At 71.7% G+C, this 12081-nt stretch carries 9 protein-coding genes; all 9 read left to right on the forward strand.

Annotated features, from left to right (window positions below):
- Nucleotides 1-41: 41 nt before the first annotated feature.
- Complete coding sequence (locus tag ACFQ2V_RS07945; protein WP_386052136.1) at nucleotides 42-821, forward strand: dienelactone hydrolase family protein; 780 nt, start codon at nucleotides 42-44, stop codon at nucleotides 819-821.
- A 48-nt stretch (nucleotides 822-869) separates the two neighbouring features.
- On the forward strand, nucleotides 870-2567 hold the full coding sequence (locus tag ACFQ2V_RS07950; RefSeq protein ID WP_386052137.1) for an alkaline phosphatase D family protein: 1698 nt from the start codon (nucleotides 870-872) through the stop codon (nucleotides 2565-2567).
- Nucleotides 2564-3412 carry a hypothetical protein gene (locus ACFQ2V_RS07955; RefSeq protein WP_386052138.1) on the forward strand — a complete coding sequence of 283 codons (849 nt, stop codon included), beginning with the start codon at nucleotides 2564-2566 and terminating at the stop codon, nucleotides 3410-3412. The genes ACFQ2V_RS07950 and ACFQ2V_RS07955 overlap by 4 nt, the downstream gene beginning before the upstream one ends.
- Before the next feature lie 278 nt (nucleotides 3413-3690).
- Nucleotides 3691-5595: a molecular chaperone DnaK gene (dnaK, locus tag ACFQ2V_RS07960; RefSeq protein WP_386052139.1), complete on the forward strand. Its 1905-nt coding sequence runs from the start codon at nucleotides 3691-3693 to the stop codon at nucleotides 5593-5595.
- Nucleotides 5592-6314 carry a nucleotide exchange factor GrpE gene (locus ACFQ2V_RS07965; RefSeq protein ID WP_386052140.1) on the forward strand — a complete coding sequence of 241 codons (723 nt, stop codon included), beginning with the start codon at nucleotides 5592-5594 and terminating at the stop codon, nucleotides 6312-6314. Before dnaK ends, ACFQ2V_RS07965 begins: the two co-directional genes overlap by 4 nt.
- An 89-nt stretch (nucleotides 6315-6403) precedes the next feature.
- Nucleotides 6404-7435, forward strand: coding sequence for a DnaJ C-terminal domain-containing protein (locus ACFQ2V_RS07970; RefSeq protein ID WP_386052141.1), 1032 nt, complete (start codon nucleotides 6404-6406; stop codon nucleotides 7433-7435).
- Nucleotides 7436-7494: 59 nt separating this feature from the next.
- Complete coding sequence (locus ACFQ2V_RS07975) at nucleotides 7495-7956, forward strand: heat shock protein transcriptional repressor HspR (RefSeq protein ID WP_386052142.1); 462 nt, start codon at nucleotides 7495-7497, stop codon at nucleotides 7954-7956.
- Nucleotides 7957-8073: 117 nt separating this feature from the next.
- Nucleotides 8074-11226 (forward strand): ATP-binding protein, encoded by a 3153-nt coding sequence (locus ACFQ2V_RS07980; RefSeq protein WP_386052143.1) that lies wholly within the window; start codon nucleotides 8074-8076, stop codon nucleotides 11224-11226.
- A gap of 156 nt (nucleotides 11227-11382) precedes the next feature.
- Complete coding sequence (locus tag ACFQ2V_RS07985; protein ID WP_386052144.1) at nucleotides 11383-12036, forward strand: ANTAR domain-containing protein; 654 nt, start codon at nucleotides 11383-11385, stop codon at nucleotides 12034-12036.
- Nucleotides 12037-12081 lie beyond the last annotated feature (45 nt).

Below are 12081 nucleotides of genomic sequence, written 5' to 3' on the forward strand. Positions count from 1 at the left end.
CCGGTCGACGCGCACCCAGCACGGGGGAGTAGGACTGTCCCATGGGCACGATGACCGACTTCCCCGACCACGACCTCACCGCCTACCGCGCCGACCCGTCGGGCGAGCCCCGCGGTGCCGTCGTCGTCATCCAGGAGATCTGGGGCCTGACCGACCACGTCAAGGACGTCACCGACCGCTTCGCCGCGGAGGGCTACGTCGCCGTCGCGCCCGACCTGCTGCGCCACGTCGGGCTCACCCCGGAGGTCGGCGCGCGCCTCTTCGACCTCGTGTCGCACGGCACCGAGGAGGAGCGCCTGGCTGCCCAGCCGCGGCTGCGGGCGGCCACGACCCCGGCCCGGCAGCCGGAGTTCGCCGCCTGGGCCGTGCCCGCGCTGACGGCGGTCGTCGACTCCCTGGTGGGCGAGCCGGGGGTCGAGGGCCGGGTCGCCGTCGTCGGCTTCTGCTTCGGCGGCACGTACGCCTTCGCCCTCGCGGCTGCCGATGCCCGGCTGCGCGCCGCGGTCCCGTTCTACGGCACGTTCCCCGAGCACGCCGACCCCGCCACGATCGGCTGTCCGGTCCTCGCCTTCTACGGGGAGGACGACCACGGGATCACCGACGGCGTCCCGGAGCTCGAGGGGCGGATGGCCGGCGCCGGGGTGGACTTCACGGCGCGCGTCTACCACGGCGTGGGGCACGCCTTCTTCAACGACGACTCGCCGTCGAGGTACAACGCCGACGTGGCCGCCGACGCCTGGGAACGCACGCTGGCCTTCCTCGAGACCCACCTCGGCGCGGACGTGGGCACGCGGCCGGGCACGCACCCCACAGCGACCTGACAGGCGATTCGTCCCACGAGCACCCCCGCGTGCAGTAAGCCTTGGGGTATGACCGACCAAGAGCGCTCCCTCGTCCTCGGCCCCATGCTGCGCTACGTCGGTGAGACGGACGCGACCGTGTGGGTCGAGACCGCAGGCCCCGCGCGCGTCGCCGTCGAGGCCGGGGGCCGTTCGTGGGGCGCCCCGACGTTCTCGGTCAAGGGTCACCACTACGCGCTCGTCGTCGTCGACGGGCTGGAGCCGGGCGGCAGCTGGGACTACACCGTGACCATCGACGGCGCCCTCGTGTGGCCCGAGCCCGACAGCCCGTTCCCGCCGTCCCGCATCCGCACCATCGACCGCACGCGCCCGACCCGGCTGCTCTTCGGGTCGTGCCGCACGACCGTCCCGCACGACCGCGAGGGCCACCGCACCAACGGCGTCGACGCCCTGCGCACCCTCGCGCTCGCCCTGTCGCGCGGCGAGGAGGAGTGGCCCGACCTCGTGGCCTTCCTCGGCGACCAGGTGTATGCCGACGAGACGTCCGAGGCGATGCGCGAGTTCATCGCGGGCCGGCGCGACATCGAGCAGCCACCGGGTGAGGAGATCAAGGACTACGAGGAGTACGCCCACCTCTACTGGCTCGCCTGGAACGACGACGCGAACCGTTGGCTGCTCTCCACCGTGCCGAGCTGCATGATCTTCGACGACCACGACATCCGCGACGACTGGAACACCTCGTGGACCTGGCACCAGGAGATCAACCGGACGGCGTGGTGGCACGAGCGGCTCATGGGCGGGCTCGCGTCCTACTGGGTCTACCAGCACATCGGCAACCTGTCCCCGGGCCAGCTGGCCGATGACGAGATCTATGCCAAGGCCCTTGCGGCAGCGGCCGACCCGGGCGACGGCGGTTCGGAGCTCGACCTCACCGACGAGGTCTTCGACCTCGCCCGGCGCTCCGACCGGCACCCGGAGGTCTACCGGTGGAGCTTTCGTCGCGACCTCGGTGACAGCCGGCTCGTCGTCGTCGACTCCCGCGCCGCCAGGGTGCTCGAGCCGCACCACCGCTCGATGCTCGACCCCGACGAGATGCAGTGGCTCGACGAGCAGCTCACCGGCGACGTCGAGCACCTGCTCATCGGCACCTCCCTGCCGTTCATGCTGCCGCCCGGCCTGCACGACTTCGAGGCGATCGACGAGGTGCTCGCCATGGGCACCCGCGGCCGGTTCATCGCCCGGCAGGCGGAGAAGGTCCGCCAGTCGGTCGACCTCGAGCACTGGGCGGCCTTCAACGACGGCTTCGTCGAGGTCTTCGAGTCGGTGATGGAGGTGGCGCGCGGCGAGCGCGGCAAGCCGCCCGCCATAGTCGTCTTCCTGTCGGGCGACGTGCACAACTCCTACGTCGCCGAGGTTGTCGACGCCCGGTCGCGGCACGGCGCCCGGTCGCGCGTCGTCCAGGCGGTCTGCTCGCCGATCCGCAACCCGATGCCGCGGGGCGTGCGCGTCATGATGTCGCTTTTCGCCCGCGGCCTCGTGCGGCCCATGCGGTTCGTCGCCGGTCACTCGAAGCACGTGCCCGACCCGGCCTACCCGTGGAGGGTCACCGACGGTCCGTGGTTCGACAACTGCCTCGCCGAGCTCACGGTCCAGGGACGGGACCTCTCCATCGTCTGGCGCGGTGGGGAGGTGCGCGACGGTGACGACGCGCACCCCGTGCTGACGACCGTGTCCAGCGTGCGCATCCCGGCGGCCGTCACGTCATGACCACGACCCCGCAGGTCGACGAGGTCGCGCGCCGGGTCGCCATCGCGCACAAGGCAGTCCGTGCGTATGCCGCCAACGACCGAGTCGCGGCAGCGCTCGTCGGTGGGTCGGTCGCGCGGGGTCTCGCCGACGCGTCCTCCGACATCGAGCTCGACGTCTACTGGACCTCCCCGCCGTCGGTCGCCGACCGGGAGGCGGCGGTCGAGGGAGTGGGGTTCGACCGCGTCTACGCGGAGGAGGACGAGCACGAGTGGGCCGATGGAATGCTCGTCGACGGCGTCAAGATCGACGTCAGCGGTTTCGTCACCTCGACCATCGACGCCTACCTCGCCGGGGCGCTCGCGGGCGACACCGACGCCGAGCTGCAGGTGCGCGTCACCGCGCTGCGCGACGGCATACCGCTGCACGGGCACGCCGTCGTCGACGCGTGGCGGGCCCGCTGCGCCGACTATCCCGAGGCGCTCGCCGTGGCGATGGTGGAGCACGGCCTCGACCTGCGCAGTCGCGAGCGCCTCGAGATGCTGGCGGCCCGTGACGACGTGCTGCTGCTGCACCGCGACCTGGTCGACGGCGTGCAGGGCGTCCTCGACGCCCTCTTCGGCCTGGGCCGCGTCTGGATGCCGCACCCGTTCCACAAGTGGCTCGACTGGGAGGAGTCGCTGCTGCCGCACCGACCGGACGGACTGGCCCGGCGCATCCGCGAGCTGCTCGTCGCACCGCCGCACGACGCCGTCCGCGCGCTCGTCGCCCTCGTCGACGAGACCTACGCCCTTGCGCGAGAGCACGTCCCGGCGGCCGACCTGACCCCGCTGCGCGAGGCCTTCGACCAGCGTCGGACCGCCTGAGCCCCCGCTGGAGGCTGCGCCGGGACCCGCGGGTCGTCATCTCGATATCTCGGTGCGCGCGCCCCGCGTGCCGGGCGCCGCGCCGAGGCACCCCGCAAAAGATCCCCGGCGCGTGGAACAAAGTCCCCGAACCAAGAGTTGAGTCCAGTGAGCGCAAGATTTGCGAGTCCGGCTTTGACAATCACGGGCCGGGCGGAGCACATTGAGCGAGGGCCAGTTCCACAGCAGCTTCCCGGACCGGTACCCCCGGATCCACCCAGACCAACAAGGAGTCACCCATGGCACGTGCCGTCGGCATCGACCTCGGTACCACCAACTCGGCCGTCTCCGTCCTCGAGGGCGGCGAGCCGAGCATCATCGCGAACGCCGAGGGCGGGCGCACGACGCCGTCCGTCGTCGCGTTCTCCAAGAACGGCGAGGTGCTCGTCGGCGAGGTCGCCAAGCGCCAGGCCGTCACCAACGTCGACCGGACGATCCGTTCCGTCAAGCGCCACATGGGCACCGACTGGAAGTCGCCCGAGATCGACGGCAAGACCTACACGGCGCAGGAGATCAGCGCCCGCATCCTCCAGAAGCTCAAGCGCGACGCCGAGTCCTACCTCGGTGAGACCGTGACCGACGCCGTCATCACCGTCCCCGCCTACTTCGACGACGCCGAGCGCCAGGCCACCAAGGAGGCCGGCGAGATCGCAGGCCTCAACGTGCTGCGCATCGTCAACGAGCCCACGGCCGCGGCGCTCGCGTACGGCCTCGACAAGGGCAAGGAGGACGAGCTCATCCTCGTCTTCGACCTCGGTGGTGGCACGTTCGACGTGTCCCTCCTCGAGGTCGGCAAGGACGCCGAGGACGGCTTCGCCACGATCCAGGTGCGCGCCACCAACGGTGACAACCACCTCGGTGGCGACGACTGGGACGACGTCGTCGTCCAGCACCTCATCACGCAGGTGAAGAACAAGACGGGCCAGGACCTCTCCAAGGACAAGATCGCGATGCAGCGCCTCCGCGACGAGGCCGAGCGCGCCAAGAAGGAGCTGTCCACCGCGACGAGCACCAACATCTCGGCGCAGTACATCTCGATGACGCCCGAGGGCCCGATCCACCTCGACGAGAACCTCACCCGCGCCCAGTTCGAGCAGATGACGAAGTCGCTCCTCGACCGCACCAAGGCGCCGTTCCACAAGGTCATCGAGGACGCCGGCATCAAGGTCGCCGACATCGACCACGTCGTGCTCGTCGGTGGGTCCACCCGTATGCCGGCCGTCACGAACCTCGTCAAGGAGCTGACCGGCGGCAAGGAGCCCAACAAGGGCGTCAACCCCGACGAGGTCGTCGCCATGGGCGCGAGCCTGCAGGCCGGTGTCCTCAAGGGCGAGCGCAAGGACGTCCTGCTCATCGACGTCACGCCCCTCTCGCTCGGCATCGAGACCAAGGGTGGCCTCTTCACCAAGCTCATCGAGCGCAACACCGCGATCCCGACGAAGCGCTCCGAGATCTTCAGCACCGCCGACGACAACCAGCCGTCGGTCCTCATCCAGGTCTTCCAGGGTGAGCGCGAGATCGCGCAGCACAACAAGTCGCTCGGTACCTTCGAGCTGACCGGCATCGCGCCGGCACCCCGCGGCGTGCCCAAGATCGAGGTCACCTTCGACATCGACGCCAACGGCATCGTCAACGTCAGTGCCAAAGACCAGGGCACCGGCAAGGAGCAGAAGATGACGATCACCGGCGGCTCGGCCCTGTCCAAGGACGAGATCGACCGCATGGTCAAGGACGCCGAGGCACACGCCGACGAGGACAGGAAGCGTCGCGAGGAGGCCGAGGTCAGGAACCAGGCCGAGCAGCTCGTCTTCTCGACCGAGAACTTCCTCAAGGAGTCGGGCGACAAGATCCCCGCCGACGTGAAGACGCCGGTCGAGGAGTCGCTCGCCGACCTCAAGGCCGCCATCGCCGAGGGCTCCGAGGCCAGCGCCGACGACATCAAGGCCAAGGTCGAGGACCTCAACACCAAGTCGCAGGCCATGGGCCAGGCGGTCTACGCGTCCGAGCAGGCCAACGCCGGCGCGGCCGGCTCCACCGACTCCCAGGACGGCTCGCACGCCGCCGGTGAGTCGGCCGGTGCCGCCGACGACGACGTGGTCGACGCCGAGGTCGTCGACGACGACGAGGCCAAGGAAGCCAAGTGACCGAGTCGACCCGGCCCGCGAGCGACGGCGAGGCGGGCGACCAGCCCGACGTGGCCGCCACCGGTGCCGCCACGGGTGCACAGGGTGCCGGCAGCGGTGACGCTGCCGGCACCCCGGCCCCCGGCAACGGCTCCCAGCAGGAGCAGGCGCAGACCGGCGACAAGCGTCACCACACGTACTACGAGGGCGGCCCCGGCGCCTCGTCGGAGCCGGGCGGCGAGGACGAGTACGACCACGCTCCGAACGGCGACGCCGAGTCTGCCGAGTCGGAGGGTGTCGCCCTCGCCGAGGAGGACACCATGGCCGCGACGCTGCTCGCCGACCTGCAGCGACTGCAGGCCGAGTACGTCAACTACAAGAAGCGCGTCGACCGCGACCGTGAGCTCATCCGCCACTCGGCGGTGGGCAGCGTCGTCGAGTCGCTGCTTCCGGTGCTCGACGACATCCACATGGCCCGCCAGGCAGGCGACCTCTCCGGAGGCCCCTTCGCGGCGATCGCCGACAAGCTCGAGGCGACGCTCGGCCGCTACGGCGTCGAGCGCCTCGGCGAGGCGGGCCAGGAGTTCGACCCGAACGTGCACGAGGCCCTCATGCACGTCGAGGCCGAGCTGCCCGAGGGTGCGACGGGCACCACCGTCGTGCAGGTGCTCCAGCCGGGCTACCGCATCGGTGACCGGCTCGTCCGTGCCGCGCGGGTGTCGGTTGCCGACCCTGCCTGAGACGTCCGCCGCCGGGCTGCACGCGCAGCCCGGCGGCATACCCGATGATGGGAGCAGCGTGAGTCCCACCGTGACGAAGGAGGTGCGCCTTGGCTAGCCAGGACTGGTTCGAGAAGGACTTCTACGGCATCCTCGGCGTGCCCCAGGACGCCGACGCGGCGACGATCAAGAAGACCTACCGCAAGCTCGCCCGCACGATGCACCCCGACCACAACGTCGGAGACGCCAAGGCGGAGGAGCGCTTCAAGGAGATCGGCGAGGCGTATGCCGTCCTGTCCGACCCCGAGCAGCGTCGCGAGTACGACGCCATCCGCGCCATGTCGCACGGCGGCGCCCGCTTCACCGCGGGTGGCCCCGGCGGCGGCGGAGCCGGTTTCGAGGACATCTTCTCCGCGTTCGGTGGTGCAGGTGGTCCCGGCGGCCAGCGGATGCGTTTCAACACCGGGGGCGCGGGCGGCCAGCCCAACCTCGAGGACATCCTCGGCCAGATGTTCGGTGGTGGGCCGGGTGCGCCCGGTGCCGGTGCCCCCGGTGCGGGCTACGGCGGCTACGGCGCGCCTGCAGGTCCTCGTCCCGGCGCCGACGTGCAGGCCAGCACGCGCATCGGCTTCCGCGAGGCCGTCGAGGGCTCGACCGTCTCGCTGAGCTCGCCCGACCTCGGGCGGATCAACGCCCGCATCCCCGCCGGCGTCAAGGACGGCCAGCGGATCCGCCTGCGCGGCAAGGGCCGCCCGGGCGACCCCGGCGCTCCGGCCGGCGACCTCATCCTCACGGTCGCGGTCGACAAGCACCCGGTCTTCGGCCGTGACGGCGACAACCTGACGATCGACCTGCCCGTGACGTTCGCCGAGGCCGCGCTCGGCGCGACCGTCGCCGTGCCGACCCTCGACGGCGGCCAGGTCAAGGTCAAGGTGGCGGCCGGCACCCCGAGCGGCCGCGTGCTGCGGCTCAAGGGCCGCGGCGTCAGGCGTGGCGACCGCACGGGCGACCTGCTCGCCAAGGTGCAGGTCGTCGTGCCGCAGCGACTGACCGACGAGGCCCGCGAGGCCGTCGAGAAGATGGCTGCGGCAGAGAGCGGGCACGACCCCCGGGCCGAGCTGTTCGAGCGCGCCCGCGCCTGACCGCATCCGCCATGGCGACGACTGACACGAGACGCTGACACGAGAAGGAGGTGGCGAGAATGGCTCGCAGGAGTGCACGGCCCGGTGGGCACGACGACGACGCACCCGTCTTCGTCATCTCCGTCGCGGCCGAGCTGGCCGGCATGCACGCGCAGACGCTGCGGCAGTACGACCGTCTCGGCCTCGTGTCGCCCTCGCGCACGCGTGGTGGGGGCCGGCGCTACAGCACGCGTGACGTCGCCCTGCTGCGCGAGGTGCAGCGCCTCTCGCAGGAGGGCGTCTCGCTCACGGGCATCCAGCGCATCCTCGACCTCGAGAACCACGTCTCCGCGCTCCGGTCACGGGTCGACGAGCTGACCGCCGAGCTCACCACCGCCCGTGCGGCTCTGGCCGCCGGAGCGTCGGGCTCTCGCGTCTTCGCGGTCGGACCCCGAGGCGAGGTCGTGGCGGTCCGGCCCGGCCAGCGCCCGCCACGCACCCCGGCGTCGCAGGCACTGGTGGTCTGGCGACCCGACCGCTAGCGAGGCCGCCGCGACGGCAGTGCCGTGTGCAACACTGTGCCAGCCTCGAGCAGACGGGGCATCGGTACCGCTGTATGCCGCCGGAGGCAGTCCCGTGTTCCATGTTCCGGAGGTCGTGTGACCCCTCCACACCCCGATGGTGACGCCGCCCTGAACGGTGGTCCCGGGGACGCCCTCGGCGCACCCGTCCCACGCTCGGCCGAGATGCAGGACCTCTTCGCCCGCACGGACTGGGCGACCACCCCGCTGGGCCCGGTCGAGACGTGGCCCGACAACCTGCGCTCCATCGTCGACATCTGCCTGTCGTCGGGCTTCCCCATGCTCGTGTGCTGGGGGCCCGAGCTCGCGATGGTCTACAACGACGGCTACCGCACCCTGCTCGGCCGGAGCAAGCACCCCGCGGCCCTCGGCCGCCCCGTGGCCCAGGTGTGGCCCGAGGTCTGGGACGTCATCGGGCCGATGTTCGACGGCGTGCTGAGCGGTGGCCCGGCGACCTGGGTCGAGGACGAGCTGCTCGTCGTCGACCGTTTCGGCTTCCTCGAGGAGGCCTACTTCACGTGGTCCTACGGCGCCATCCACGACGCCGACGGCACCGTCGCCGGCATCCTCAACGTGGCCGTCGAGACGACCGACAAGGTGCTCGCGGTCCGCCGCGCCACGGCAGCCCTCGAGCTGTTCGAGTCCCTCACCAGCGCCCCCGCGCCGGAGCACCGTGACCAGGTGCGCGACCGCGCCCTCGAGGTGCTGCGCGCCCACACCCCAGACCATCTCGAGGCCGACCTCGTCTGGGTCGAGGACGACCGGCCCGGGCACGGCATCCATCCGTCCGGCCACGCCGAGCAGGGCGTGCACGTGGTGCCCGTGCTCGAGCCGGGGCTCACCGAGCCCCGCGCGCTGCTGCTGCTGAGGGCCAATCCGCGAAGGCCCTGGGACGCGCAGCTCCAGGCGTACGCCGAGCTGTGCGCCTCGCACGTCGCGACGGCGCTGAGCGTCGTCCGCCGACGCAACGACGACCGTGACCGTGCGGAGGCGCTCAGCGAGCTCGACACGGCCAAGTCCGACTTCTTCGCCAACGTCAGCCACGAGCTGCGCACGCCGCTCGCCCTCATCGCCGGGCCGGTGCAGGACGCCCTCGCCGAGGACGGGCTCGACGACGACACGCGTCGCCGTTTCGAGATGATCGCCCGCAACACGGATCGTCTGACGGGGCTCGTCGACCGCATCCTCGACCTCACCCGCGTCGAGGCCGGCGCCGTCGAGCCGCACTGGGTCGCCGTCGACGTCACCTCGGTGACGAGCGGCATCGCGGCCAACTTCCGTCCTGCCATCGAGCGGATGGGGCTCGAGCTCGTCGTCGAGTGCGACGACCTCGGGCGCGTGGCGCACGTCGACCTCGACATGTTCGAGCGCATCGTGCTCAACCTGCTGTCCAACGCGCTCAAGTTCACCCCTCATGGCCGCATCGGGCTGACCCTCACGGGCGACGCCGACGGCTACCAGGTCTCGGTGAGCGACACCGGCATCGGGATCCCCGCGAAGGACCGCGACCACGTCTTCGACCGGTTCCGCCAGCTGGCCGGCAGCGACGAACGCCGGTCGCGTGAGGGGGCCGGCATCGGCCTGTCCATCGTCCGTCAGCTCGTCGGCCTGCTCGGCGGCACCATCTCGCTCGCCAGCCAGGAGGGCCGGGGGAGCACCTTCACGGTCCGCCTGCCGTGGGGGGAGCCCCCGACACGGTCGGCCAGCCGGCCCTCGATCACCCCGCGGACGGCAGCGTCGTTCATCAGCGAGGCCGAGGCGTGGGACGTGCCCGCCCGGCGCGACGACCGCGCCGAGACCACCGACCGGCGCCAGCAGCCGGCCGCCGCGGGCGAGCCTGCGGTCACGGGCCGCCCGACGCTGCTCGTCGTCGAGGACAACCCGGACATGCGCTGGCACGTCACCCGGCACCTGCGCGCCGACTACGACGTCGTGACGTCCCGTGACGGCGTCGAGGCCCTGGCGCAGATGCGGGACCGCCGACCTGACATCGTCCTGGCCGACGTCATGATGCCGCGCATGGACGGCCTCACCCTCGTGCGTGAGATCCGCGACGACCCCGCCCTGCGCGACCTGCCCGTCATCCTTCTCTCGGCCCGCGCGGGCGTCGAGGCGAGCACGATCGGCCTGACCATGGGCGCCGACGACTACGTCGTCAAGCCCTTCGATCAGGCCGAGCTGCGGGCGCGGCTGGCCGCCAACCTCGTTCGCTCACGGTCGCGCTCGCGCGACGCGGCCTGGCTCCGGGCGATCCTCGGGGCCATCCAGGAGCCGCTCGTCGTGGCCGACGCCGAGGGCACCGTGGTCGAGCTCAACGACGCCTTCACCCGCGACTACGGCTGGTCGCTGTCCGACGGCCCGTTCTCGCCGCCCTACCCGTGGTGGGTGCCCGCCGACGAGGACCCCGCCGAGCACGAGGCGCACGTACGTCGCGTCGAGCTGCTGCAGACGGGCCGGCCCTTCCTCGACGAGCACTACCGCATCCGCCGGCGGGGCGGTGGCGAGGCCTGGGTGCACACGCGGGCCGCGAGCGTCCCCGAGACGCCCGACCACGGCGGCTTCGTCCTCGGGGTGGCCCGCGACGAGACCCGTGAGCGCGAGGCCCGGATGCGCCGCGAGCTCGCCGGTCGGGTCGCCGTGGAGCTCGCTGCCGCTGAGAGCCTCGACCAGGCCCTGTCGACCGCCGTCACCGGTTTCACCGTGCTCTTCGACGGCGAGGTCACGCTGCGCGTCGCCGACGACAAGGGCGACGTCGTCGTGCTGTCACCTCGCGGGCGCGTCCAGCCGTCGGAGCTCGACGACGTCGTGCGCGAGGGGCTCGAGTCGACGCCGCACGCCCACGACGACCTCGTCGGCGACAAGCGCGAGGGACTGCTGCTCCTGCCCACGTCGCAGGACTCCGAGTGCCGCGCGTGGGTCCAGTTCGACGAGCCGCGCATCGTGGGCAGCGACGAGCTGATCGTCGGCGACCTGCTCGCCCAGACGCTGGGCCAGGCGGTCGACCGGGTCGTCACCCTTCGGCAGCGGTCGGAGAAGGAGCAGCAGCTCGAGCAGGCCATCGAGAGCCACCGGCTCATCGGGCATGCTGTCGGCGTTCTCATCGAGCGCCACCGCATCACGGCCAAGCAGGGCTTCGAGATGCTCCGGCAGGCGTCGCTCGACCGCAACATCAAGCTGCGCGAGATCGCCGCCCGGGTCGTCGAGAGTGGTCAGGACCCCGACTCCGCCTGAGTCAATGTGGCATGGGCCGCGCGGCCCGCTCGCCGTGCGCCCTTGTGCCACGGGCCGATCGGGCCGTGTCGCGTTTTGGCGCGCGTGCAGCCTGGTGCAAGACTGTGCCTGCCTCCAAGTTCGCGGGCCTTCCCGACGCGTACCTTGGAGGCCCCCGTGAGCACCCTGCACCCGGCGACGCCGTCCGCCGACGGCCCGAGCGCCGCCCGTTCGGCCGCCGAGCGGATCACCGAGGCGGCCCGACGGCTGGTGCGCTCCGAGGACCTCGAGGAGGCCCTGTCGGTCGCTGCTGCGTCGATCGGCGAGGTGCTCGGGGGCGAGGCGGTGCTGCGCGTGAGCACGAGCCAGCACGACCTGTATGCCGGTGCCTCCGGTCCGGTGCCGCTCTCGGCCCTCGGGCCGGCGCTGCGTGGGGCGCTCGAGGCATCCCGATCGGACGACAGCCTCGTCGTGCTCGTGTCGACGGGCGAGCACGCCCTGTGCCGGGTCTGCGTGCCGGTCGTCACGGCACCGTCCCGGGGGCCGGTGGAGCTGACCTTCGCCGAGCTGTTGCTGCACTCCCTCGTGCAGGCCGTCGACCGCATCGTCACGGTCGACCGGTTCCGGCAGAGCGAGGCGAACCTCGAGCGGGCCGTGGAGAGCCACCGACTCGTCGGCCAGGCGATGGGCATCCTCATCGAGCGTCACCGCATCGTGTCCGAGGAGGCCTTCGACATCCTGCGACGCACGTCGCAGGACCACAACGTCAAGCTGCGCGAGGTGGCCCAGCGCGTCATCGAGAGCGGGTCCGAGCCGAGCGACGTCGTCTGACAAGGCCGGGCGCCGGGGACGGGGGTGGGCTCGGTGGGCTCGGTG

It is taken from the genome of Terrabacter terrigena (genome assembly GCF_042676085.1).
Taxonomy (GTDB): Bacteria; Actinomycetota; Actinomycetes; order Actinomycetales; family Dermatophilaceae; genus Terrabacter; species Terrabacter terrigena.

Coding starts and splice junctions, on each gene's coding strand:
- ACFQ2V_RS07945 (WP_386052136.1), top strand. CDS start 42: ATGGGCACGATGACCGACTTCCCCGACCACGACCTCACCGCCTACCGC.
- ACFQ2V_RS07950 (WP_386052137.1), top strand. CDS start 870: ATGACCGACCAAGAGCGCTCCCTCGTCCTCGGCCCCATGCTGCGCTAC.
- ACFQ2V_RS07955 (WP_386052138.1), top strand. CDS start 2,564: ATGACCACGACCCCGCAGGTCGACGAGGTCGCGCGCCGGGTCGCCATC.
- dnaK (WP_386052139.1), top strand. CDS start 3,691: ATGGCACGTGCCGTCGGCATCGACCTCGGTACCACCAACTCGGCCGTC.
- ACFQ2V_RS07975 (WP_386052142.1), top strand. CDS start 7,495: ATGGCTCGCAGGAGTGCACGGCCCGGTGGGCACGACGACGACGCACCC.